Origin of the sequence: Amycolatopsis sp. DSM 110486 (assembly GCF_019468465.1) — a bacterium.
Classification (GTDB): Bacteria; Actinomycetota; Actinomycetes; order Mycobacteriales; family Pseudonocardiaceae; genus Amycolatopsis.
The window spans coordinates 2,124,590-2,148,551 of sequence record NZ_CP080519.1 but is presented as its reverse complement, the minus strand read 5'-3'; the positions used below and the strand labels follow the sequence as shown (position 1 = coordinate 2,148,551).

General features: G+C 70.4%; 19 protein-coding genes. 15 read left to right on the top strand and 4 right to left on the bottom strand.

Features of this window, described 5'->3' with window-relative positions; genetic code table 11:
• Positions 1 to 189 precede the first annotated feature (189 nt).
• Entirely contained in the window at positions 190 to 1,938 is a 1,749-nt protein-coding gene (locus tag K1T34_RS10355) for an ABC transporter family substrate-binding protein (RefSeq protein ID WP_220244057.1), read from the bottom strand.
• Positions 1,939 to 2,482: 544 nt separating this feature from the next.
• On the opposite strand from K1T34_RS10355, the gene mshB reads away from it, so the two are divergent.
• Genes mshB through K1T34_RS10340 form a run of 3 tightly spaced genes read left to right on the top strand, consistent with a single transcriptional unit; the run spans position 2,483 to position 4,500 of the window.
• The gene (gene mshB, locus K1T34_RS10350) at positions 2,483 to 3,310 is read left to right on the top strand and encodes an N-acetyl-1-D-myo-inositol-2-amino-2-deoxy-alpha-D-glucopyranoside deacetylase (protein WP_220244056.1); all 828 of its coding nucleotides are present in this window, start codon (positions 2,483 to 2,485) and stop codon (positions 3,308 to 3,310) included.
• A gap of 34 nt (positions 3,311 to 3,344) precedes the next feature.
• Positions 3,345 to 3,710 carry a hypothetical protein gene (locus K1T34_RS10345; RefSeq protein ID WP_220247104.1) on the top strand — a complete coding sequence of 122 codons (366 nt, stop codon included), beginning with the start codon at positions 3,345 to 3,347 and terminating at the stop codon, positions 3,708 to 3,710.
• Positions 3,703 to 4,500 (top strand): hypothetical protein, encoded by a 798-nt coding sequence (locus K1T34_RS10340; protein ID WP_220244055.1) that lies wholly within the window; start codon positions 3,703 to 3,705, stop codon positions 4,498 to 4,500. Before K1T34_RS10345 ends, K1T34_RS10340 begins: the two co-directional genes overlap by 8 nt.
• 36 nt (positions 4,501 to 4,536) lie before the next feature.
• Here K1T34_RS10340 and K1T34_RS10335 read toward each other — a convergent pair whose 3' ends face one another.
• Positions 4,537 to 5,295 carry a site-2 protease family protein gene (locus K1T34_RS10335; RefSeq protein WP_220247103.1) on the bottom strand — a complete coding sequence of 253 codons (759 nt, stop codon included), beginning with the start codon at positions 5,293 to 5,295 and terminating at the stop codon, positions 4,537 to 4,539.
• A 320-nt stretch (positions 5,296 to 5,615) separates the two neighbouring features.
• Between K1T34_RS10335 and K1T34_RS10330 the strand changes: the two genes are divergently transcribed.
• Positions 5,616 to 5,873 carry a WhiB family transcriptional regulator gene (locus K1T34_RS10330; RefSeq protein WP_220247102.1) on the top strand — a complete coding sequence of 86 codons (258 nt, stop codon included), beginning with the start codon at positions 5,616 to 5,618 and terminating at the stop codon, positions 5,871 to 5,873.
• A gap of 665 nt (positions 5,874 to 6,538) precedes the next feature.
• Positions 6,539 to 9,904 carry a glycosyltransferase family 2 protein gene (locus tag K1T34_RS10325; protein WP_220244054.1) on the top strand — a complete coding sequence of 1,122 codons (3,366 nt, stop codon included), beginning with the start codon at positions 6,539 to 6,541 and terminating at the stop codon, positions 9,902 to 9,904.
• A gap of 80 nt (positions 9,905 to 9,984) precedes the next feature.
• Here K1T34_RS10325 and K1T34_RS10320 read toward each other — a convergent pair whose 3' ends face one another.
• Positions 9,985 to 10,413: a metallopeptidase family protein gene (locus K1T34_RS10320; RefSeq protein ID WP_220244053.1), complete on the bottom strand. Its 429-nt coding sequence runs from the start codon at positions 10,411 to 10,413 to the stop codon at positions 9,985 to 9,987.
• A 115-nt stretch (positions 10,414 to 10,528) separates the two neighbouring features.
• On the opposite strand from K1T34_RS10320, the gene K1T34_RS10315 reads away from it, so the two are divergent.
• The 8 genes from K1T34_RS10315 (at position 10,529) to K1T34_RS10280 (ending at position 18,820) form a co-directional block, all read left to right on the top strand.
• Complete coding sequence (locus K1T34_RS10315; RefSeq protein WP_204093559.1) at positions 10,529 to 10,882, top strand: DUF3499 domain-containing protein; 354 nt, start codon at positions 10,529 to 10,531, stop codon at positions 10,880 to 10,882.
• A gap of 75 nt (positions 10,883 to 10,957) precedes the next feature.
• Complete coding sequence (locus tag K1T34_RS10310; protein WP_220244052.1) at positions 10,958 to 12,313, top strand: phosphomannomutase/phosphoglucomutase; 1,356 nt, start codon at positions 10,958 to 10,960, stop codon at positions 12,311 to 12,313.
• Between the two features lie 86 nt (positions 12,314 to 12,399).
• Entirely contained in the window at positions 12,400 to 12,636 is a 237-nt protein-coding gene (locus K1T34_RS10305) for a Trm112 family protein (RefSeq protein WP_220244051.1), read from the top strand.
• The gene (locus tag K1T34_RS10300; protein WP_220244050.1) at positions 12,620 to 13,714 is read left to right on the top strand and encodes an SIS domain-containing protein; all 1,095 of its coding nucleotides are present in this window, start codon (positions 12,620 to 12,622) and stop codon (positions 13,712 to 13,714) included. The genes K1T34_RS10305 and K1T34_RS10300 overlap by 17 nt, the downstream gene beginning before the upstream one ends.
• Before the next feature lie 107 nt (positions 13,715 to 13,821).
• Entirely contained in the window at positions 13,822 to 15,054 is a 1,233-nt protein-coding gene (gene manA, locus K1T34_RS10295) for a mannose-6-phosphate isomerase, class I (RefSeq protein WP_220247101.1), read from the top strand.
• 181 nt (positions 15,055 to 15,235) lie between these two features.
• A complete protein-coding gene (locus tag K1T34_RS10290; RefSeq protein ID WP_220244049.1) occupies positions 15,236 to 16,150 on the top strand; it encodes a cation diffusion facilitator family transporter in 915 nt (304 codons plus the stop codon).
• An 82-nt stretch (positions 16,151 to 16,232) separates the two neighbouring features.
• A complete protein-coding gene (locus K1T34_RS10285; protein ID WP_220244048.1) occupies positions 16,233 to 17,783 on the top strand; it encodes an amino acid permease in 1,551 nt (516 codons plus the stop codon).
• A 335-nt stretch (positions 17,784 to 18,118) separates the two neighbouring features.
• On the top strand, positions 18,119 to 18,820 hold the full coding sequence (locus tag K1T34_RS10280) for an LPXTG cell wall anchor domain-containing protein (protein WP_220244047.1): 702 nt from the start codon (positions 18,119 to 18,121) through the stop codon (positions 18,818 to 18,820).
• Between the two features lie 96 nt (positions 18,821 to 18,916).
• Here K1T34_RS10280 and K1T34_RS10275 read toward each other — a convergent pair whose 3' ends face one another.
• Positions 18,917 to 21,190 carry a hypothetical protein gene (locus tag K1T34_RS10275; protein ID WP_220247100.1) on the bottom strand — a complete coding sequence of 758 codons (2,274 nt, stop codon included), beginning with the start codon at positions 21,188 to 21,190 and terminating at the stop codon, positions 18,917 to 18,919.
• A 98-nt stretch (positions 21,191 to 21,288) separates the two neighbouring features.
• On the opposite strand from K1T34_RS10275, the gene ahcY reads away from it, so the two are divergent.
• Positions 21,289 to 22,761: an adenosylhomocysteinase gene (gene ahcY / locus K1T34_RS10270; RefSeq protein WP_220244046.1), complete on the top strand. Its 1,473-nt coding sequence runs from the start codon at positions 21,289 to 21,291 to the stop codon at positions 22,759 to 22,761.
• 313 nt (positions 22,762 to 23,074) lie between these two features.
• Positions 23,075 to 23,962 (top strand): acetoacetate decarboxylase family protein, encoded by an 888-nt coding sequence (locus K1T34_RS10265; protein ID WP_220244045.1) that lies wholly within the window; start codon positions 23,075 to 23,077, stop codon positions 23,960 to 23,962.

Below are 23,962 nucleotides of genomic sequence, written 5' to 3'. Positions count from 1 at the left end.
CTTCCTGCTCTGGTGGTTCTGCCGTGGCCCGCCGCTTGTGGTGGCAGGGCCGAGGCGACGAGAGAGGCAAATCTGGAGTTCGGGATGAAGCGGACTTGACGGTTCGGACATGCGGTGAGGGGCCGGCTGTGTGCCGGCCCCTCACCGGTTGTCCTGCGCGAATCTACCCGCGAATCTACCGGGTGGTGATCACTTGCGGAGGCCCCACTCCGCCATGTTGTAGACCGGGGCGTCGAGCGTCGAGTTGTTGCGGATGTTGCCGATCTTGTCGGACGACGCGATGAAGGTCGGCTTCTGGTACAGCGGAAGCACGTACGCGTCGTCGGACATGATCTGGTCGGCCTGGTTCAGCAGGTCCGTGGCCTTGGCCTGGTCGGTCTCGGCGTTGGCCTCGGCGATCAGGCTGTCGACCTGCGGGTTGGAGTACTTGCCGTAGTTGCTGCCCTGACCGGTGACCCAGTTCTGGACGGCGCCCGCGAACGGGAACGGCGAGGACACCCAGGCGAACACGATGATGTCGTAGTCGCCCTTGGTGGTGGTGTCACCGAGGTCGTCGGTCGGCGAGACGTTCACGGTGATGCCCAGCTGCTTGGCAGCCGCGGCGAACAGCTCGCACTCGTCCTGGCGGATCTGGTTGCCGACGGTGTAGCGGATGCGGTACGGGCCGACGTTCTTGCCCGACGGGTCCTGCAGCTGCGTGCCGTTGAGCTTGTAACCGGCGTCCGTGAGCAGCTTCTTCGCCTTGTCGATGTCACCGGTGCCCTGGCCGGTCGACGAGACGACGTCCTTGAAGCCCGACTGCTGCGGCATGAAGTTGTGGTTGTTCAGCGGCTCGACCTTGTTGGTGAACTGGCCGACCGTCTTCGCGATCATGTCCTTGCGGTTGATCGCCGTGAACATCGCCTGACGCAGCGCCTTGTTGTCGAGACCCGGCGACTTCAGGTTGAAGTCGAAGTGCTCCCAGGTCAGGCCGAGGCCGATGTAGGAGGAGATGTTCGGCATGTTCTTGACCTGGTTCACGAGGTCGACCTGCGGCTGCGGGTAGATGACCTGGACCTCGTTGTTCTGCAGAGCGGTCGGCTCCTGCGTGGCGTCGGTGATGACGCGGAAGATCACGCTCGACAGCAGCGGCTTGGTGCCCCAGTACTTGTCGTTCGGAACCTCGGTCACCGACTGGTTGTTCACGAACTTCGAGATCTTGAACGGGCCGCCGGACCAGGTCGGGACGGTGTCGCCGAACCACTTGTACGACGAGGCGAGGCCGGCCGGGGTGGCGGTGTCACCGTGCTGGGCGGCCAGGTGCGCCGGGTACATCGCGCCCGAAGAGCTCCACAGCTGGCGCCAGTCGGTGAACGGCTTGGAGAAGGTGGCGGTCACCGTCTTGCCGTTGTCCGAGCCGACGACCGAGGAGACCTGGTCGTAACCGGAGGTCGAGGCCGGGGCGCAGTCGGGGCAGTCCTTGCCGTTCTGGACCTTCCAGTTGTAGATGAAGTCGTCGGCCGACAGCGGCGTGCCGTCGTCCCAGGACGCCTTCGGGTTGAGCTTGTAGACGACCACCTGCGGGTTGGTGCTGGTGACGTCCGCGGACTCCACGAAGTCCTTGTTCAGGACCGGCTTGAGGTCCGGCGTCGCGTAGAAGGTGTAGGGCAGGATGCCCTTGGTGACCATGCCCGTTTCGAAAACGTTGCCCTCGGCCGAGGTCACGTTCCAGTTCGGGATGTTCTTCTCGATGGCGTACGTGACGTCGCCGCCCTGCTGCAGCTGGTCAGCCTGGACCGAGTTGCAGCTGTTCGGGTTCTTGTCGCAGTCGGCGAATGCCTGCCCGGTCTGCACCGCGCTGTTGCCGCCGCCGCCACCGCCACACGCGGAGAGCAGAAGGGCCGCACCCGCGACGAAGGCACCGAGCTTCGCGGCGCGCGACCTTGTCGTCACTAACATTCATTCTCCTTGCTCGACGCCGTCGCGGGTTTGCGAGGCGACCTCTTCCTGACCGCGAGCTTCGATGTAATCGAGTTAGCTCACCGTAGTCGTGCAACCTAGGCAGTGGACAGCCGTCAAAACTATCGATCCGGACACTCTGAGTGAGATTGTGATGGAACAGCAATCTCGTCTTGCCTATCTCCACCACGGGTTCTGCGGTTGATCGACTACTCACGGTAGCTAATCTTCGATCATCGCGGTCCTCGTCCGGGGACGGCCACGGCTCGGTGGGTCATTCGGCTCGGGGGACAATAACCGACGCCATCCTCTTTGAGGACCCCGCGAATGGACTAGTCACACAGCCGTGACAAACCGGAAGTGACAAGGAATTAACCTGATCTCGTGAACGGTGGCGACCGTTTACCGGAGTGCGGGCCGGAGGGCGTGTCCCACCCTTTCCGGGGCGGTCCCGCGGGGTGGGCGGAACCCCTGCCGCGGAACGTTCCGGGATCGGGAACGGCGGGTCCCCGGCCCCGCGGCCGGAGTTCATTAACCTGGTGCCGTGATCCGAAAGCTCCTGCTCGTCCACGCGCACCCCGACGACGAGACCATCACGACCGGCGGCGCCATCGCCCGGTACGCCGCCGAGGGCGCCGAGGTCTCGGTGGTCACGTGCACTCTCGGCGAGGAAGGCGAGATCGTGCCGCCGCGGTTGGCGCTGCTGGCCTCGGACGCCGCGGACCAGCTCGGCGGCTACCGCTCGGGCGAGCTCGCGGCCGCCTGCGCCGCCCTCGGCGTGACGCGCCACGAGTACCTCGGCGGGATGGGCCGCTGGCGCGACTCGGGCATGGCGGGCACGCCGGCGGCCGAGCACCCGCGCGCGTTCGCCGGCGGCAGCCTCGACGAGCAGGCCGCCCAGCTGGCCGAGCTGCTCGACGAGGTGGCACCCCAGGTCGTGGTCACCTACGACTCCTTCGGCGGCTATGGCCACCCCGACCACATCCGCGCCCACGACGTCACCATGGCGGCGGCACCGCGCGCGGCCTCGGTCGAGCGCGTCTTCCACGTGGTGCACTCCCGGGCCGCGGTCGACGCGGGGCTCGCGCGGCTGCGCGCGAATGGCGGCTCACCCTTCCGGGTACCCGAAGACGACGAGCTCCCCGGCACCGCGGATGAGAAGGTCACGACCGTGCTCGACACCTCGGCCCACCTCCCGGCGAAGATCGCGGCCCTGCGCGCCCACGAGACGCAGCTGACGGTCGTCGACGGAGAGATCGTGCACTTCGCCCTCACCAACGACATCGCACAGCCGATCCCGCCCGCCGAGCACTTCGTGCTCGCCCACGGCGACGCGGCCGGCGCGGACACCGACCTGTTCGGAGGGCTGTGACGTGCCGGCCCCGCTGAGCCTCGATCAGCGCTTGATGCTGGTGGTGCTGTGCCTGGACGCGCTGCTGCTGGCGCTGATTGAAGTGTTCTTCCTGCCGCTGCGCGTCGGCACGCTCGGGGAGGTGCCGCTGCCGCTGACGGTGCTCGTCGGCGTGGTCACCACGCCGTGGCTGGTGCTGACGACCGCGAAGCTCGTGCGCCCAGGGTTGTCGTGGGTGCCGCTCGTGGTGTGGGTGGTCGTGGTGTTCGTCATCGGCTTGGCCGGACCCGGCGGCGATCTCGTGCTCGTTCAGGACTGGCGGGCGATCCTGCTGCTCGGCGCGAGCGCGCTGCCGGCGGCGCTCGTGCTCGGCGGCGGGCTCGGCCGCGCGGCCTCGGCGAAGGGCAAGCTCCGTGGCTGAGCCCATTTCGGACCGTCAGGTCGTGGCGGTGCTGCGCCCATTCGTCCGGGCCTGCGCGCCGATGCTCGACGCGCTGCGCGAGTCGGACCCGTTCGGCCTGCGGGCGCGGGCCCGCAAGACCGAGGCGGCCGAGGAGTTCGGCGACGACGGCTTCAAAGAGAAGGTGCTCGGCGCGCTCACGTCGGTGAAGGTCCCCGGCACCGCCGCGTGGGCCCGCATGGACATCGACGAGCGCTGCGGCTGGTGGGTCAACCGGGTCGGCCGGTTCACGGCGGCGCTCACCTCGATCCCGGGCCTCGGCGGCGCGCTCGCCGACCGGCTGCCGGTGCAGGACACGCTCGGTGCCGCGTCGCAGGGGCTGCTGCTGTGCGCGATCGCGGGGGAGTACGGCGTGACCGACGTCGGCAGCCGGGTGCGGCTGATCGCGTCGGTGCTGTTCGAACGAGACCTCGACCCGGTGCTCGCCGCGGGCAAGCCGGCCGACGAGTCCGCAGAGGACAGTGCGGCCGCGCAGCTCACCGAAGAACTGACGGAATCCGAACGCGCCCACGGCAAGGTGACGGTGAAGGCCGTCGCCGGGACACTGTGGCGGCTCGGCCGGTCACTGTGGGGGATCACCGACGAGCTGGAGAAGCGCCCGCGAGGCCGCTTCTACCACCGGGCCCTCGGGCTGATCCCGGTGGTCGGCGCGGCGGGCGACTACCTCGGCGAGCGCTGGGGGCTCAAGCAGATCTGGAAGCGCGCGCACGGGTGGCTGATGGCCAACTCGCACTGGGCTTCTTTTTCTTGAGCTCAACCGCCTGAACCCTGAGCCGGACCGCGGCCGTCAGCGCCAGAAGAGGAACGCCGACTGCCCGAACTGCGCGGCCAGGCCGCTGCCGCCGAACGCGTCGAAGATCAGGCCCGCGACGTACCAGAGCGCGTCGGACAGCGGGCGGAACGCGAAGAACAACGCGAAGAGCACCAGCGGCGCCCACGGCCGCACGCGTGCGCCGAACGCCCGCGCCTGCGGTGAAAGGTACGGCTCGATCGCGCCCCAGCCGTCGAGGCCGGGGATGGGCAGGATGTTGATCAGGAACGTCATCACCTGCAGCAGCGCCAGGTAGGACAGACCGAAGAACAGGCCGGTCGACATCGGCACCAGCGCCACCACGAGGCACAGCGCGGCGCCCACCCCGAGGTTCGACAGCGGGCCGGCGAGCGAGACCCACGACGACGTTGCGCGGTTGCGCAGCGCGCCGCGGTTGATCCACACCGCGCCGCCGGGCAACGGGATGCCGCCGATGAGGAGGAAGATCAGCGGGAGCAGGATCGACAGGACGGGGTCGGTGTAGCGCCGCACGTCCAGGGTGAGGTAGCCCTTCTGGGCGACCCCGGCGTCGCCGCCGCGATAGGCCACGAAGGCGTGGCCGAACTCGTGCAGGGTCAGCGAAGCGATCCATCCGCCGGCCACGAGGAGTACGACACCGGTGACGTAGAGCGGGTCCTTGTCACCCGTCAGACTCAGTGAATCACCGTACGCGGCCAGGATTCCGCCGAGGACGGCGACCGCGAGGATGCCGATGAAGACCGGGCTGGGCCGCACTGCTGATCTCTGCACTCCACCAGTCTTCCGTATGCCCGGTGTGAAGTCTTCGGCGTGTCCCCTTGCGCAACGCGCGAGAGGTATCCCCCGAACTCGCTACTCCGCTTGACCTGACCGCACTACACGGGTGTAATCACAGTGATGTCATTCGCTGTCGAGAGGGGACAGCGGATGACGTTTCACCACCGCCAGCCTGGGGAGTGCGTAGGAGCGAGGAGGCGGACGTGCGGTTGGAAGCGGAAGGCTCGAGGACCGACTCGAGGCCTGAAAAGAGGGAGTGGGGGCACGTCGTGGGTTGGGGCGAGAACCCTGAGCAGGAGCTGGGGGATCTGACCGACCTCTTCGATGCCACCGAGGAGGAACAGGATTGGCAGGAGCGCGCCTTGTGCGCGCAGACGGACCCCGAGGCGTTCTTCCCCGAGAAGGGCGGCTCGACCCGCGAAGCCAAGCGGATCTGCCTCGGCTGCGAGGTCAAGGACGAGTGCCTGGAGTACGCCCTGGCGCATGACGAGCGCTTCGGCATCTGGGGTGGTCTGTCCGAACGCGAGCGGCGGAAGCTGAAAAAGCGAGCGATCTAACGCTTGCTCGGGGGTGCGGTGTGTTCGCGGAAAGCGCGAACCACGTCGCGCGTCAGTGTCTTCTGGGGGTGCAACCCCCAGACCCCGCCCGAGGGCAAGCCCCCGGACCCCCGACTGTGGTCGCCTTTCGAGTTCGGCGTGTGCTGCGGGCTTGACTGGTTTTGCGAGGGGTGAGGTGGGTCCGTGCGCGGCACGGGCCCTCTCGCTTTCGTGGCGTTTTTGCTGGTATAGCACCGGATTAGGCTGGCGGGCGCCCGCGTGTGGCCGGGTTGCGCCCGACGTGGGGCAAGTTCGCGACCACGGTTTTCGATCTTCGGCGAAACTTCGAGGTTTGGGCGCGCAACCGCGTGGGTAGCCAGGCGTCAATGGAGTGTGCGTGGGGAACTTGCCGCTGTGGCGGGGTTTCGGCGCGGATCAATCCCAGCCTGGCGGTGGGGATCGAAGTGGGCGACGACGGTAGTTGTGCCGTCGTCGTGTGTCGCATGTGGTCGGTGCGTCCCGAGGCGTGGACGCGTGTGGTGGAGACGTCAGTGTGATCCACACGGCGTTCGGCGCGAAACGTTCGACGCCGCGACGGCGAAAAGGTGGGTGCGGGTCCGGCGCCGCGTGCGCGGGTCAAGCCGTAGGGTGACCGCACCCGCCCGCAGCCTGACCAGGAGTGGTTGTTGACCCGCACCGTCGCACCGTCGCTCGTGAGGACGCTGCCCGTTCTGGCCATTGTGGTCTGTCACGACGGCGAAGAGTGGCTGCCGCTGGCGCTTTCTTCCTTGCGGCGCAGCACGGTCCGGCCGCGGCACGTGCTCGCGGTCGACACCGGGTCCACCGACTTGACCGCGAAGCTGCTCGCCGAGGCGGCCGAGCCCGGCGGGGTCGCGGCGGGGCCCGATTCGCAGCCGGTGCTGTCCGGCGTCATCACTCTTTCGAGTGAAATTGGCTTCGCTGCGGCGATCGCGGCCGCCGTGGCCCACGCGGTGGAACGGTGGGGCGACCCGGGTGCGTGGCTGTGGCTGCTGCACGACGACTGCGCGCCCGAACCCGACTGCCTCGAGGAGCTCCTGCAGGCCGCCGAAGCGGCGCCGTCGGCGAAGGTGCTCGGGCCGCTCGGGCTCGACTGGGCCGAGCCACGCCTGATCGTGGAGGCGGGGCTGTCCACGGACGCGTCCGGACACCGCCAGCAGATGGCCGCGCCCGGCGACGAGCCCGGTGAGGTGCTCGCCGTGCCGAGCGCGGGATCGTTGGTGCAGCGCGAACTCTGGGACGCCCTCGGCGGCTTCGACGAGGACTTCTCCTTGCTGCGCGAGGATCTCGACTTCGGCTGGCGCGCCAACGCCACCGGCGCGCTCGTGCTCTCGGTGCCCGCGGCCCGCGTCCGCCACGCACGCGCCCTCTCGACCGGCCGGCGCGCGCCCGACGCGGCGGGCCGCTCGCTCGCGGCCGTGAACCGCGCGCACGGGCTGCGCGTGTTCCTCGTGAACTGCTCGCCGTTCTCGTTCTGGTTCGGACTCGTCCGGCTGCCCCTGCTCCTGCTGCTGCGCGTGCTCGTTTTCTTCGTCCTGAGGCGCGCTCCCGAAGCGCGCGCAGAACTCTCCGCGCTCGCCTACCTCACGGGCGGCCGCGGAAAACTCCGGGCAGCGCGGGCGAACCGGCGGGAATCACCGCGTCCCGGCACGGTGCGGGGATTGTTCGTCGGCCGGTACACGCGGCTGCGCAACGCCCTACGCGCCGGCGTCGTCGGGCTCGTGCGCCGTGGCGTCGAGAGCGACGTCGCGCTCGGCACGGTCCCCGAAGGCCTCACCGAGGAGCCGGCCTGGATCGCGCCGGAAGCGCTCGGCGCCGCCGATCGCCGGCCCGTCGGACCCGAAGCTTTGCCCGCAGGAGCCTTGCGCGGCTTGAGTTCCCGTGGTTCGGGGTTGCGCCGGCCGGGCACGGGCACGGTCGTGGCCGTCGCCGTGCCGCCGGAACAAGACACAGCGCTGGAACAAGACACAGCGCCGGAACGCGAGGAAGTGCCGGAGGAAACCGTCGTCGAGCCCGGCGACGGCCCGAAGCCCTCACCCACACCGCGACCGGCGCCGGCCCGTGAACCCGGACTCGTCTTCGTCGAGGTGAACCGCCGCCGAGTGCTGGCCGCGACGATCTTCGCCCCGCCCGTGGTCCTCGTCGTGGTGCTGACGGCCCTGGCCTTCGTGGTCAACCGCGGCCGCCTCGGTCTGGACCTCTCCGGCGGCGGGCTGCTGCCCGTCGGCGGTCTCGGCGATATCTGGTCCACCTACCTCGCGCCGTGGCACGCGGTCGCGGGCGGCACCGGCGCGCCCGCCCCCGCGACGCTGCCCGTGCTCGGCACCATCGGCGCGATTTTCGCGCCCCTGGGCGGCCCGGCCGCGCTCGTGGCGATCCTGCTCATCGGCGACATCCCGCTCGCCGCGCTGAGCGCGTACGCGGCCACGCGCAAGCTGCCCGTGCGCCGCTGGGTGCGCGCGGTCGTCGCGGCGACGTACGCGCTGCTGCCCGCCGCCACCGCGTCGGTCGCGCAGGGGCGCCTCGACGTCGTGGTGGTCCACCTCGTGCTGCCGCTCGTCGTCGCCGGGATCGCGCGGTTGCTCACGCGCCCCGGCACACGCTGGCTGCACGTGTCGGCGCTCTCGGCCTTCGGCGTCGCGGTGCTCGGCGCGTTCTCGCCGCTCGCGCACGCGCTCGCGCTCGTGGGCCTGTTGCTCGGCTTCGTGGTCCTGCCGGCGCCGACGGGGCTCGCGCGCCGCGCGGCGTCGGTCGGGATCGTGGTGATCCTGCCGCTCGTGCTGCTCCTGCCGTGGCCGACGGTGCTGCTCAAATACCCCGAACTGCTCCTGCACGGTCTCGGCGGTCCCGCCGCGCCCGCGTCCGGCGCGGACCTGGCCGGGCTGACGCCGGGTGGCCCGGGTGCGTGGCCCATCGGTGTCGGGGTGCTGGCGGCCACGCTCGTCGCGCTCGTGGTCCGGCCGACGAAGCAGGTGGCCGGCGGCCTCGCACTCGCCGTGCTCGGTGTCGCCGCGGTGGTGCTCGTGCGGCAGGTTCCGGTGACACCGATGCAGGGCGGTCCCGCCGCCACCGGCTACACGGGCGTGCCGCTGCTGGTCGTCGGCGCCGGGCTGCTGTGGGCGGTCCTCGCGACCTGGCAACGCGGCGGCTCGGCGAGTGTGCCCGCGCCGTGGCTGCCCAAGGTCGCGGGTGTCGCCGGGGTGGTGGTGCTGATCGCGTTGGGCGTCAGCGCCGTCGGCACCGGCCACAACGGCCCGCTCACCGCCCAGCCGCGCCCCGCCCTCGCGCCCGAGGTGGCCGCCGACCTCGTCGGCAGCGGCCGCGCGGTGCTCGACTTGGGTCAGCTCACCCGGCAGACCGGCGGCCGGCTCGCCGTCTTCGGCGACGACCAGCTCGCCCCGACCCCGGGCACGCCCGAGCGGCTCGCGAACTGGCGCCGCGACCTGCTCACGGGCGACGCCAACGCGGTCAAATCAGCCGTCGCGGCGGCCGCGGTGTCCGGCGTCGAGTACGTGATCCTCCCGCCCGGCAGCAATCCGCAGGCCCTCGTCTCGCTCGCCGGTGAACTCGTCGCGCCGGCGGCTCCGATGTCCGACGGCCGGCCCGTGGTGAGGCTCCTGCCGAAGGCCGGTGAGGTCACGCTGATCTCCCCGGAGCTGGCCAAGGCGGCCGTCACGGGCGGCGGCGCGCCCGGCGCGTCGCCCGGGGTCTCACCCGTGGACGCGCGGCTGCCCGACGTCCGCGTGCGCGCCTCCGACGGCCCGACCGGCCGGCTGCTGGTGCTGGCCGCCGAGCAGGAGGCCGGCTGGACGGCGAGCGTGAACGGCAAGGCCGTGCCGATCGTGCCCGCGTGGGGTCACCAGGTCGCGGTGTCGATCCCGCCGCAGTCATCGGAGGTTTCGCTCGCGTTCCCGGGCACCGAGCGCGGCCTGCTGCTGCTCGCCCAGCTCGCCGCGGTGCTCTTCACTGCGCTCACCGCGGTGCCCTCACGCCGCCGCGCCCCTCGCCCCTGAACCGAGCCGCCGTGCAGCAGAGCCGGGAGGTCGGGCAGCGGAACCGGACCATCTACGACGGGGCACCAGCCCCCATCGACTCAATCGCCTTCGATCACGTCCGGTTCGACGCCGAGGTAGCCCGCGACCTGCTCCACCAGCACGTCGTGCACGAGCTCCGCCAGCTCACCCGGGTCCTTGGCGCGCGCCTCGAGCGGCCGCCGGTAGAGCACGATCCGCGCGCGAGTCGGCAGCCCCGCTCGGTCGACCCCGGCCGGGACCAGGCGTGACAAGGGCACGGAGCCGTCGTGGAGCACGCCTTCGGCCGGCGCGCGGCCGTCCGGGCGGACCTCGGGGACCTCGTCCACCGCCACGTCGAGCTTGGTCAGCTCGTGGCGCCAGCGCGCTTCGATCGGTTCGAGCGCGTCGAGCACGAGCGCGTCGAACTTCTCCGCCCGGCTCGCGGCGGCGGGCAGGGACGCGGGGTAGAGCGCTCCGCGCAGGCCCCGGCCGTGCCGGTCCCTCCGCATTCGCTGCCGCTGTCGGTAATCACGAGCCGTTGCCACCGCGCAAGTCTATGCGGTCGCCGGGGTCACGCGCGTGTCGCCGGGGCCCCCTTGCGGCGACGCGCTATCGTTCTGGATCGTGCGGAGCGTACGGAAATGTTCGCGAACGGGTTGTCCAGAGCCCGCTGTCGCCACGCTCACGTATGCGTACAGCGATTCCACCGCCGTCGTCGGTCCCCTCGCCACCGCCTCTGAGCCGCATTCGTACGACCTGTGCGAGGCCCACGCGCTGCGGCTGACCGTGCCGAAGGGCTGGGAAGTCGTGCGCCACGAGGGCACGTTCGCCACTCCTGAGCAGTCGGCCGACGAGCTGACCGCGCTGGCCGAGGCCGTCCGCGAGGCGGGCCGCTCGGACCGGCCGGCGCCGCCGCCCGAGCCGGAGGGCCCGTCCGGCAGGCGCGGCCACCTCCGCGTGCTCCCCGGGCGCGCCTGAGCACCGCTCCCGCCGGTAGGCTTTCCGCGCGGCGCGACCGGCGCCGCGACGAGAAACTGACGGCGGGGAGACGGCGTGCCAGATCTTTCGGGCATCGTGAAGGCCTACGACATCCGCGGCGTGGTCGGCGAACAGCTCGACGCGTCACTGGTACGAGACTTCGGTGCCGCGTTCGCGCTGCTCATCAAGGCCGAGTCGCCCTCGGTGGTGATCGGCCACGACATGCGTGACTCGTCCCCGCAGCTGTCGGCGGCGTTCGCCGAAGGCGTGACCTCGCAGGGTCTCGACGTCGTGTCGATCGGCCTGTGCAGCACGGACGAGCTGTACTTCGCCTCCGGCTCGCTGAACATGCCGGGCGCGATGTTCACCGCCAGCCACAACCCCGCGAAGTACAACGGCATCAAGATGTGCCGCGCGGGCGCCAGCCCCGTCGGGCAGGACACCGGGCTCACGGAGATCCGCGACACCGTCGAGCGGGGCGTGCCCGAGTTCGAGGGCAAGACCGGCAGCGTGAGCGAGCGCGACGTGCTGGGCGACTACGCCGCCTACCTGCGCAACCTCGTCGACCTCACGCACTCGCGGCCGCTGAAGATCGTGGTCGATGCCGGCAACGGCATGGGCGGCCACACCGTGCCCACGGTCTTCGCCGGGCTGCCGATCGAGATCGTGCCGATGTACTTCGAGCTCGACGGCACCTTCCCGAACCACGAGGCCAACCCGCTGGACCCGGCCAACATCGTCGACCTGCAGGCCAAGGTCCGCGAGGTCGGCGCCGACGCCGGCGTGGCCTTCGACGGCGACGCCGACCGCTGCTTCGTGGTCGACGAGCGCGGCGAGCCCGTTTCGCCGAGCGCGATCACGGCGCTGGTCGCCGTGCGCGAACTGGCCAAGGAGCCGGGCGGCACGGTCATCCACAACCTGATCACGTCGAAGGGCGTGCCGGAGATCGTCTCCGAGCACGGCGGCAAGCCCATGCGCACGCGCGTGGGCCACTCGTTCATCAAGGCGGAGATGGCCCGCACCGGCGCGATCTTCGGCGGCGAGCACTCGGCGCACTACTACTTCCGCGACTTCTGGCGCGCCGACACCGGCATGCTGGCCGCGCTGCACGTGCTCGCGGCGCTGGGCGAGCAGGACGGCCCGCTGTCCGCGCTCACGCAGGACTTCTCGCGCTACGCGGCCTCGGGTGAGATCAACTCGACCGTGTCCGACCAGGTCGCGCGCATGCTCGCCGTGAAGGACGCGTATGCGGACAAGTCGGGCGTCGAGATCGACGAGCTCGACGGCCTGACCGTGCAGCTCCCGGGCGGCGCGTGGTTCAACCTGCGCCCGTCGAACACCGAGCCGCTGCTGCGGCTCAACGTCGAGGCCGCCGACCGCGCCGCCGTCGAGGCGCTGACCGACGATGTACTGGCAATTGTCCGAGGCTGAGCAAGCCACGCTGATGGGGACCGACCGAGGCGAACTGTGTCCGGAAGGTGCCGTTGCGACCCACCTACGCGTGGTATGGAGGAACCATGGCCATCACGCTTGACGCCCAGCTGCTCGAGATCCTCGCGTGCCCGTCGCCGGATCACGCACCGCTGCGTCCCGGCACGCCGGACGACGCGGATGCCGAAGCGCTGACCTGTACCGAGTGCGGCCGGGTGTACCCGGTCCGTGACGGGATTCCCGTGCTGCTTCTCGACGAAGCGGTACTCAGTGGTGACCACACTCCCGGTGAGCCGGATGACAGCCATGCCGACAGTGCTTGACGATTCGCTGCTCGACGACCCCGCGCGCCTGGCCGAGGCCGACAGCGGGGGGCTGCTGCGTGCCGCCGCCATGGCCGGGGCGCAGGTGCGGGCCACCGCCGAGGCCGCGGCCGAGCTGGAGCTGAGCGACCGGCTCGACCTGGGGCGCCCGCGTTCGCTGGTGCTCATCGACCGGCCCGGGGTCAGCCGCACGCTCACGCGCCTGCTGGCTGCGCTGCTCGCGCCCGCGTGCCCGGTGCCGGTGGTGGTGGCCGAGACGGTGCCGTCGTGGATCGGTGCGCTCGACGTGGTCTTCGCGCACACCGACGACGCCGGTGACCGCGAGCTGGCCGCGTCGCTGGAGCGCGCGGCCCGCTTCGGCGCGACGGTGGTGCTCTCCGCGCCGGCCGAGGGCCCCGTCGCCGCTTCGGTGGCCGGCAAGGGCGTGCTGCTCGCGCCGCGCATCCTCGTGCCGCCCGAGCTCGCGTTCCCGCGCGGGCTCGCGGCCGGGCTGCTCACGGCCAATGCGCTGGGCCTGCTGGTGGCCGACGTCCGGACGCTGGCCGACCAGCTCGACCTCGAGGCCGAGAAGGACTACCTCGCGCGCGAGTCGTTCGCGAACCCGGCCAAGGCGCTCGCGCTGAGGGTCGCCGACCGCGTGCCGCTGCTGTGGGGTCTCGACCCCGTGGCGGTGGCCGTCGCCGAGCACGCGGCGCACGCTTTCGGGGCTCACGCGGGCATGGTGTGCGACGCGGAGGACTACCGGCAGGCGCTCGCGCGGCCCGCTCTTCGCCGATTGGTGCAATCGGGCGGCCAAGAGCGTGACATCTTCGCCGATCCGGACGACTCACCCGGTGGAACCGCCACGAGGGTGCTGTTGCTCTCGGTGCGGACCGGGCCCGCCGCCGAGGCGGCCCGCTTCCAGGCCGAGGAGTTCCTCCCGGACGTGGACGTGATCGCCCCCGCGGAGGAGTTCGAAGCGGACGAGATCGTCCGGGCCGCGGTGCTCGCGCTGCGGTTCGAGCTCGCCGCGGTGTACCTCGGGCTCGCGGCGGGCCGCATCGGTGGCGCCGGGAGGTATGAGCCGGCCACCGCTTGACGGCTCACGGGATCAGGGGGAGGAAGTGCGGACGGGCGCCGTGGGGACGGCACCGCCTGCACGACATCGGCTCCGGCCGATGGGAAGGATTGGGAGTTGAGGTGACAGTGGAGCTGTTGCGCAACGCCGTACGGCCCTACGCGTGGGGATCGCGCACCGCGATCCCGAAGCTGCAGGGACGTCCGGTGCCGGCGCCGCACCCCGAGGCCGAGCTGTGGATGGGTGCCCACCCGGGCGACCCGTCCCGCGTGCTCGCCCCGGACGGCACCGAACGGAGCCTGCTGGAGCTCGTGGACGCCGATCCGGTCGGCCAGCTCGGCGAACGCTGCGCGAAGCGCTGGGGTGGCCGCCTGCCGTTCCTGCTGAAGATCCTGGCGGCCGAGGAGCCGCTGTCGATGCAGGCGCACCCGTCGGCCGCGCAGGCCGCCGAGGGGCACGAACGCGAGGAGCGCCTCGGTATCCCGCGCGACGCGCCCAACCGCAACTACCCGGACCCGACCGCGAAACCCGAGCTCGTCTGCGCGCTCACGGAGTTCCACGCGCTGGCCGGGTTCCGCGACCCGCAGCGCACGGTGAAACTGCTCAAGGCCGTCGAGACGCCGGGGCTGGCGAAGTACACCGGACTGCTCGAAGCGCAGCCGGACCCGGCGGGGCTGCGTGCGCTGTTCACCACGTGGATCACGCTGCCGCAGGCCTCGCTCGACGAGCTGCTGCCCGAGGTCCTCGACGCGTGCGTGCGCCACATCGCCGACCACGGTGAGTTCGGCGTGGAGTGCCGGACCATCCTGGAGCTGGGCGAAGCGCACCCGCGTGACGCAGGCGTGCTGGCCGCGCTGCTGCTCAACCGCCTCACGTTGCGCGCGGGCGAGGCGATCTACCTGCCGGCCGGCAACCTGCACCTCTACCTGTCCGGCACCGCCGTGGAGATCCTGGCCAACTCCGACAACATCCTGCGCTGCGGCCTCACGCCCAAGCACGTGGACGTGCCGGAGCTGCTGCGTGTGGTCGACTTCGCGTGCGGCGAGATGCCGGTGCAGCAAGGCGAATGCGCGGGTCAGCGCATGGCCGTCTACCACACGGACGCGCCGGAGTTCGAGCTTTCGCGCGTGCGCTGGGAGGCCGACGACGACACCGAGCTCGTGGTCGACTGCACCGGCCCGCAGATCCTGCTCTGCACCGACGGCGACCTGCTTGTGACGGCCGACGACGGGGAGCAGGTCGAGCTGCTGCGCGGCCAGTCGGTGTGGCTCCCCGCGGCCGACCCGGCCGTCTCGGTTCGCCCGCTCGCGGGCCGGCCGGCCCAGCTGTTCCGCGCCACCGCCGGGACCTGCGAAGACTGAGTTCCGACGTTCCGTGAAGGGCACCTCGAGGGACTCCGGGTCCCGCAAGGTGCCCTTCACGGTTCGCGGGGTTCGAGCACAAAACGTTCACGTGGCCGAAGCGACGGCGTGGTGATCGGTCCTCTAGGCTCCCGATCGGGCATTTCGGGAATCCATTGCGCAACAGGCAGGGGAGCACGCCGTGTCAGCAGGTGGCGGTACCAAGGCGATCATCGCGGCGCTCGCTGCCAACGCCGGGATCGCGGTGGCGAAGTTCGTCGGGTTCCTGGTCACGGGCTCGTCGTCGATGCTGGCGGAGTCGGTGCACTCGCTGGCCGACACGTCCAACCAGGGCCTGCTGCTGCTCGGGCAGAAGACGTCGCGCCGGCGCGCCACGAAGGAACACCCCTTCGGTTTCGGCCGGGAGCGGTACTTCTACTCGTTCATCGTCGCGCTGATGCTGTTCACGCTCGGTTCCGCGTTCGCGCTGTACGAGGGCATCCACAAGATCATCGAGCCCGAGCCGCTGGAATCGCCGATCGTGGCCGTGATCATCCTGCTGGTCGCGATCTGCCTGGAGGGCTACAGCTTCTACACCGCCATCGGCGAGTCGCGGAAGATCAAGGGCAACGCCGGCTGGTGGCGTTTCATCCGCCAGGCCAAGGAACCCGAGCTGCCGGTCGTGCTGCTGGAGGACACGGGCGCGCTCATCGGTCTGGTGTTCGCACTGCTCGGCGTCGGCCTGTCCACGCTCACCGGCCACCCGGTGTGGGACGGCATCGGGACCGTGATGATCGGCCTGCTGCTGGGCGTGATCGCGGTGATCCTCATCGTCGAGATGAAAAGCCTGCTCATCGGCGAGGGCGCGACCGACACCGATCTGGAGAAGATCGTCGACGAGCTGGCCGCCGGCAAGGTCGAGCGCGTGATCCACATCCGCACGCAGTACCTCGGCCCCGACGAGCTGCTCGTGGCCGCCAAGCTCGCGCTGGTGCCCGGCCTGGACACGTCCGAGGTCGCACTGGCCATCGACGACGCCGAGGCCCGCGTGCGCGCGAAGGTCCCGGTCGCGTCGCTCATCTACCTCGAACCGGACCTCGACCGCGACGCGCGGTGATCAACTTCCACCGCGCCACTCCGGGTATGCCGCGTTAGGGTGATTCACCCAGTTTTGACGCAGGTCATCCGAGGAGGTCGCGGTGCCCGGGCACGGTTTGTGGCGCACGAAGTCGATCGAGCAGTCCATGGCGGACACCGACGAGCCCGATACCAAGCTCCGAAGAAACCTGGGCGCTTGGGATCTGACCGTGTTCGGCGTCGCGGTCGTCATCGGCGCGGGCATCTTCACGCTCACCGCGCGTACGGCGGGTGACTTCTCCGGCCCGTCAGTGTCGGTCGCGTTCGTGTGCGCCGCGATCGCGTGCGCGCTGGCGGCGCTGTGTTACGCCGAGTTCGCCTCGACCGTGCCGGTCGCGGGCAGCGCCTACACCTTCTCCTACGCCACGTTCGGCGAGTTCATGGCGTGGATCATCGGCTGGGACCTGATCCTGGAGCTGGCCGTCGGCGCGGCCGCCGTGTCGAAGGGCTGGTCGGTCTACCTCGAGACGGTGCTCGGCTACCTGTTCGGCGAGGGCGCCAAGACCACGTTCGACCTCGGCTGGGTCACCATCGACTGGGGTGCGCTCGTGGTCGTGGTCGCGCTGACGACGCTGCTGGCCATCGGTACGAAGCTGTCTTCGCGGTTCTCCATGGTGATCACGGGGATCAAGGTCGCCGTGGTGCTGTTCGTGATCATCCTCGGCGTCTTCTACATCAAGGGCGCGAACTACACGCCGTTCATCCCGGAGGCCAAGCCCGGCGGCCCGGGCGACAGTGGGGTCGACCAGTCGCTGTTCTCGGTGATCCTGGGTGGCGGCGGCAGCGTGTTCGGCATCTTCGGTCTGCTGGCCGGTGCGTCGCTGGTGTTCTTCGCGTTCATCGGGTTCGACATCGTGGCCACCACCGCGGAGGAGACGCGCAACCCGCAGAAGTCCGTGCCGCGCGGCATCTTCGGCTCGCTGGCCATCGTCACGGTGCTGTACGTGGCCGTGTCGCTCGTGGTCGTCGGCATGGTGCCCTACACCGACCTGGCGACCGAGGCGGGCGACGGCAGCCACAAGACGCTCGCCACGGCCTTCTCCGTCAACGGCGTCGACTGGGCCGCGAACATCATCTCCGTCGGCGCGCTGGCGGGCCTCACGACCGTGGTGATGGTGCTGATGCTCGGCCAGGTGCGGATCATCTTCGCGATGTCGCGCGACGGCCTCATGCCGCGCGGGCTGGCCAATACCGGCGGCCACGGCACCCCGAAGCGCGCGACGCTGCTCGTCGGCGGCCTGGTGGCCGTGGCGGCCACGTTCTTCCCGGCCGACAAGCTCGAGGAGATGGTGAACGTCGGCACGCTGTTCGCGTTCATCCTCGTGTCCGCGGGTGTGCTGGTGCTGCGCCGGACGCGACCGGACCTGCCGCGCGCGTTCCGCGTGCCGGCGGTGCCGCTGATCCCGATCCTGGCGATCCTCGCGTGCCTGTGGCTGATGCTGAATCTGACGGTGCTGACCTGGCTGCGGTTCATCGTCTGGATGGTCCTCGGGGTCGTCATCTACTTCGTCTACAGCCGGCGCCACTCGCTGCTCGGCAAGCGGATCGCCTCGGGTGAGGAACCGGCCGCGAAGTCCGCTTCGTCGGAATCTTCGGCGCCTACAGAGGACTGAACCACTGCTCGTCACGGCCCGTCGTCCCGCTCGGGGCGGCGGGCCTTTTCGCGCTCCTGACCTGGGGATTCGCCGGGGCGCGCGAAGGTTGCGTGAGGTTGCCGAGTTGTCACCTAAGTCAGAATGATCACGATAAGGTCACCTCCGCGTCTCGGTTTGGATCACGCTCTCGAACGCAGGGTGAGCGGGTGAGCCGTTTGCGATACCGTCCGCTTCGGCTTCCCTCTGACGGGTTAATCACTCGTGTGTGATTCATACGGTAAGTGGTTTCGATCCTCACTGGGAGTGCACTGATCTTCGCTGTATATCCCCCGTTCGGTACAGGAGTTCTCTGAATGCCCACCATCACCAGACTGCGTGCGGGTTTCACGGTCACCGCGGTGGCCGGACTCGCCCTGCTGGGCACCGCGACGTCCGCCCTCGCGTGCACCTCCGACGACGGCCGCGCGAACCCGATCCAGGGCCACGCCCCCGACTGCTCCCAGATCAAGGGTGTCAGCGGCAAGAAGCTCGACCAGGGTGACTTCACGTTCACCGGCGGCGAGAAGAGCAAGTCGCTCAACATCACCGCCACCAAGGAAGGCGTCAAGGTCGAGGCGCTGGTCGTCGCCGGCGGCGACGACGGCTACGCGGTGTACGTCCCGGGCAAGAAGAACCTGACCCAGGACCTGCCCTGGAACAACCTCATCGCGCCGCACAACTACAACGGCAGCCAGCCGAAGATCGACAGCTGGTACGCCTGCGGCACCAAGACCGCGCCGGAGACGACGCAGCCGACCAAGCCGGCGGAGACCCCGACCACACAGCCGACCGAGGCCTCGTCGGTCCCGACCACGTCGCACGCCCCGACTGAGGCCCCGACCAGCACCACCGCTGTCGCCGCCGCCCCGGCCGGCAACGAGACCGGTGGCACCGGCGGCCAGCTCGCCAACACGGGCTTCGACAACGCGTGGCTGTTCTACATCGCCGCGGCGCTGCTCGTCGTCGGTGGTGGCCTGCTCGCGCTGCTGAAGTTCCGTCGCCGCAGCGCCAACTGATCTGCTTTTCGGGTTCCTGAAGCCGGAGGGGATCCTCGCCCGTTTGCCCACGGGTGGGGATCCCCTCCGGTCTTTTTGTTACAGGGGCAAGGGTTTTCAACGCGGGCGCGGCAGGTCGCCGAACAGTGAGCCCTGCTCGCCGAGCAGCCGCGAGCGTCCGTTCGGGCGGCCGAGCCCCGCGGCCATCGCCAGCGCCTGGTCCCATTCGGCGTCGGCCAGGTAGTCGGTGTGCTTGAGTACGCCCGGGGCCCAGCGGTGGCGGCCGTCGGGCGCGCGCAGCGGGTCGGGCAGCCAGTGGTCGCCGCCGAGCACGAGCACGCCGGACTCCTCGGGCGTCGCTTCGAGCGCGCCCGAGCCGCCTTCGGGCAGGTACCCGTCGCCGATGAGGTGGCGGCCGGAGACGTTGTGCCGCCAGGTTGTGACGCCGCCGCCGAAGATGTCCGTGCCGCGGCACAGTGCGCGCCAGCGGCCGTCGAGGTCGCCGAACAGCGTCGCGAGCGAATCCTGCGGCAGCACCGCGGGGAACGCGCGCTGGTAACCCCACTGCAGGGGCGACCCCGCGGTGAGCAGGCCGACGCGGTCGCGTTCCTCGGGCGTCAGCTCCGTGAACAGGCGCGCGGCCGTGAGCACGGTGAGCAGGCTGCCGAGGTTCTGTCCGGACAGGACCACGCGCGTCCCCGGTTCGGTGAGGTGTTCCTTCACTCGTTCGGCCAGTTCGGGCACGACCTTCAGCGCGTAACACGGCGGCACGGTCGGGTGCGCCGCGCGCGGCCAGAACGACACGAGGTCCGACAGCGCGCCGAGGTGCCGGTTGCGTTCCGGTGTGCGCGCAGCGGAGTAGACCACCCGCAGCAGGCCCGCCGCGAACGCGCCGAGCGCGAACACGCCGACGGCCGACACCGGTGTGAACCACGCGGGCCGCAGGTCGAAGCCGAAGCGCACGACCAGCAACGTGAGCCCGGCGACGCCGAGCCCGATGGCCACGATCATCGCCAGCTGGTGCAGGTGCCGGCGTTCCCACGCAGATCGGGCCCACGCGCGAGCTGCGACCTCCTCCTGCTTCGCGTCGGGCTGCACCAGCTCGACCAGCGCCGGGATCCCGCGGCGACGCCGGCGCAGCGGCACCGCGATCGCGTATCCGGCCACGGCGAGCACCGCGATCAACGCGAGCCCGGCGCCCCACAGCACGGTGATCAGCTCGTAGGTGTCGGGCAGCCGCAGCCCGCTCGTGCCCAGCAGCCGCCGGACGGCGATGCCCAGCCCGGCGCCGAAGCCACCGCCGAGCAAGCCCGCGAGAGTGACGACGGGAGCCGCCGCCCAGCCGCCGAGCCACGGACGCAGCCGTTTCGGCCGCGTCTTCCAGGTCGTTCGCGCGAGCAGCGCCATCGGCACGAGGGCCAGTGCGAACAGGACGGTGATCGCGACCAGCGCCGCGCCGAGTCCTTCGACCATGCCGTCGGTGCCGCGCAGGCCTCCATGCGCGGGCAGCGGCGCGGCGAGCACGGCCGCGAAAACCACCAGCGCCGCGGCGAAGGTCATCAGCGTGCGCCGGGCGATGCGTCCGGGGTCGCTCCCGATCGCCGCGCCGACGATCACCGCGACCACCAGCCCCAGCCCGCAGATCCAGCCGATCAACCGGGGCACGTCGTCGGGCACGTTCAGTGGTCCGCCGAGCAGCAGCAACGCGACGCAGGCCAGGGCCGCGACCGTGTGCGTCGCGGACATCCCGGGTGCCTCCGGGTCGGCGAGCAGCTGCAGCGGCGAGCCGCGCCGGGCGCGCGGTTCAGGAGCCTTGACCTGCCAGTTCGACGACGAGATCCGGTGCAGCAAGAGGATCACCGCGAACAGCACGGCGACGCCGATCGTCAGCCGCGCCGGGTCCGAGCGCAGCCACGACGGCACCCACAGCTGGCAACCGCTGCCCGGCGCGAGGCACTGTGTGGCGAACAGGTCGAGCGCGGTCGCGGCGACCTGCCCGATCAGCAGCATCGTGAGCAGCACGGCGACCACGCGCAGCAACCCACGGCACAGCCCGCCGAGCCACCGGGCGCGGTGCACCGGCGGCAGCATCCAGAACGCGACGTTGGCCAGCGAGAACGGGAACAGCAGCGCCCACGTGGCCTTGGCGGCGCCGCCCGAGGTCATGCGGCTCCACAGGTATCCTTCGAGCGTGCGTGGGATGGACCGGCCCAGCGCGGGCACCATCGGACCGGGGGCCGGGCGCCGCAGCCGGTCCGCCGGGCGCACGACCCTGCCGATCCCGTCGCCGGCGACGTCGACGGTGGCCACGGCGTCCAGCAGCGTCTCGCCGCTCGTGCCCGCGAGTCCGGCCACCCTGAGCTCGACGATGCGGGTGTCGGGGCCGGGCAGCGGGGCGGGCACGGTAAGGGTCTCCTAAGCCGGTCGGGGGCACGTCAAGCCGACAACGGTACTGTTCAGATGCCATCAATCCTTGGAGGAACCGCACTATGACCCCCGAAAGCGTTGCCAAGCGGCACGACACCCGGGGCGGCATCGAGTTCGCCGTCGCCGACCTCGAGGCCGCCGAGTTCGGCCGCAAGGAGATCCGCCTCGCCGAGCACGAGATGCCGGGCCTGATGTCGCTGCGCCGTGAGTACGCCGAGGTCTACCCCCTGCGGGGCGCGCGGATCTCCGGGTCGCTGCACATGACCGTGCAGACCGCTGTCCTCATCGAGACGCTGGTGGCGCTGGGTGCTGAGGTCCGCTGGGCCTCGTGCAACATCTTCTCCACGCAGGACCACGCGGCCGCCGCCGTGGTCGTCGGCCCGCACGGCACCACCGAGGAGCCCAAGGGCGTACCGGTGTTCGCCTGGAAGGGCGAGTCGCTGGAGGAGTACTGGTGGTGCACCGAGAAGATGCTCACCTGGGACGGCGAGGGTCCGAACATGATCCTCGACGACGGCGGTGACGCCACCATGCTCGTACACAAGGGCACCGAGTACGAAAAGGCCGGCGTCGTGCCGCCCGCCGACGAGGACGACTCGGACGAGTGGAAGGTCTTCCTGGAGCTGGTCCGTGCGTCCGTCGCTGCCGACAACTCCAAGTGGACCACCATCGGCGCGGGCATCCGCGGCGTCACCGAAGAGACCACCACCGGCGTGCTGCGGCTCTACCAGCTGGCCGCCGCGGGTGAGCTGCTCTTCCCGGCGATCAACGTGAACGACGCCGTGACCAAGTCGAAGTTCGACAACCGCTACGGCATCCGCCACTCGCTGATCGACGGCATCAACCGCGGCACCGACGTGCTCATCGGCGGCAAGGTTGCCGTGGTCTGCGGTTACGGCGACGTCGGCAAGGGCGCGGCCGAGTCGCTGCGCGGCCAGGGCGCGCGCGTGATCGTCACCGAGATCGACCCGATCTGCGCGCTGCAGGCGGCGATGGACGGCTACCAGGTCAAGACGCTGGAGAACGTCCTGCCCGAGGCCGACATCGTGATCACCACCACCGGCAACAAGAACGTGGTGATGGTCGAGCACATGGCGAAGATGAAGCACCAGGCGATCGTCGGCAACATCGGCCACTTCGACAACGAGCTCGACATGGCCGGCCTCGCGCGCTACCCGGGCATCCACCGGATCAACATCAAGCCGCAGGTCGACGAGTGGGTGTTCCCCAACGGCAACACGATCATCGTGCTGTCCGAGGGCCGGCTGCTCAACCTCGGCAACGCGACCGGGCACCCGTCGTTCGTGATGTCCAACAGCTTCTCGAACCAGGTCATCGCGCAGATCGAGCTGTTCACCAAGCACGAGGAGTACGACAAGGAGGTGTTCCGCCTCCCCAAGAAGCTCGACGAGAAGGTGGCGCGCATCCATCTCCAGGCGCTGGGTGGCGAGCTGACCAAGCTCACCAAGGAGCAGGCGGAGTACATCGACGTGGACGTGGAAGGCCCGTTCAAGGCGGATCACTACCGCTACTGAGCGTTCAGCACAGCCGAAGCGGCGCCCGGAGTGTTTCCGGGTGCCGCTTCGGTGTTCCGGGAGCGCCGGCCATCCATAGTGGACGCCCGGTTGGTTCGGACCACCCGGTAGTGCACTCCGGTTCCCCGATCGATGACAAGTCCACGACGCCCGATGTGCCCGAAGATCCGCTTCGGTTCTGCCTCCTGGGCTCCGGCCTCTTCGCGTCCGGACCCGTCCGGAGCCCTCCCGTGGTTCCTTCGAAGAGGAGCGGCCGCGTACGGCGGCCGGGGGATTGTCGAAGTGAAGGGGATCTGCCTTGTCCGCAGGAGAAGTGGGCCGAAGAGGGGTACTCGCCGGAGGGCTGGCCGCGGTGGCGGCGGGGGCGATGACCACCCCCGCGTTCGCCGAGGGGACCACGACCACGCCGGTGAACGAACGGCTCAAGGGCTACAGCTATCCGCTCAGCGCCCGCGGGGTGGCCAACCTCGTGCCGACGCCGCCGTGGCACTACGTGGGTGACGTGGTCGGCGTCGAGTTCTGGACCACGCCGGCTGCGGCGGCCGCGTCGCTGCCGACCGGTCTGGACCCGGACCCGACGAGCTCCGGGCACGGCTACGCACTGTTCATCGACTGGCAGTTTTCCGCCAGTGACAACGAGTACCTCGACCCGGTGCGCAGCCAGTACAGCGAGTTCCTCGTGCTGCTCGACGCCGTGCACAAGGGTTCGCCCGTGGCGTGGTGCCCGTTCATCTACGTGGACAACGACGAGGCTCTGGCCCGTGGCTGGATCCAGGGCTTCCCGAAGAAGATCGGGGCCGTGCACCAGACCCGCGCGTTCGGCGTGCCGAGCCAGGCCGGCCCGGTGGTCGGCCCCGGCGGCCGGTTCGGTGCCACGCTGTCGTCGAACGGCCGGCAGCTGGCCGAAGCGCGCGTGACGCTCGAGAAGACCGCGCCGACCATCCCGGCGCTGGGGCGGCCGATCGTGAACCTGCGCTACTTCCCGCGGCTCACGGCCGGGCAGCAGCAGAACCCCGCCGTGCACGAGCTGACGCAGTCCGTTTTGGACACTCCGCAGGTGGCCGGTACGTGGACCGGCACCGGTGAGCTGTCGTTCTTCCCGGCGCAGGCCGAGGAGCTGGCCGACCTGGCGCCGCAGCGCACCGGCGCGGGCTTCCGCGGCTCGTTGTCCTACAGCGTCACGGATCTGATCGTCCTCTGA

Excerpts from the sequence above, each read along its gene's own strand:
- K1T34_RS10355 (WP_220244057.1), bottom strand. The coding sequence starts at position 1,938 with ATGTTAGTGACGACAAGGTCGCGCGCCGCGAAGCTCGGTGCCTTCGTC.
- K1T34_RS10345 (WP_220247104.1), top strand. The coding sequence starts at position 3,345 with ATGCTGGTGGTGCTGTGCCTGGACGCGCTGCTGCTGGCGCTGATTGAA.
- K1T34_RS10320 (WP_220244053.1), bottom strand. The coding sequence starts at position 10,413 with ATGCGGAGGGACCGGCACGGCCGGGGCCTGCGCGGAGCGCTCTACCCC.
- K1T34_RS10305 (WP_220244051.1), top strand. The coding sequence starts at position 12,400 with ATGGCCATCACGCTTGACGCCCAGCTGCTCGAGATCCTCGCGTGCCCG.
- K1T34_RS10300 (WP_220244050.1), top strand. The coding sequence starts at position 12,620 with ATGCCGACAGTGCTTGACGATTCGCTGCTCGACGACCCCGCGCGCCTG.
- K1T34_RS10280 (WP_220244047.1), top strand. The coding sequence starts at position 18,119 with ATGCCCACCATCACCAGACTGCGTGCGGGTTTCACGGTCACCGCGGTG.
- ahcY (WP_220244046.1), top strand. The coding sequence starts at position 21,289 with ATGACCCCCGAAAGCGTTGCCAAGCGGCACGACACCCGGGGCGGCATC.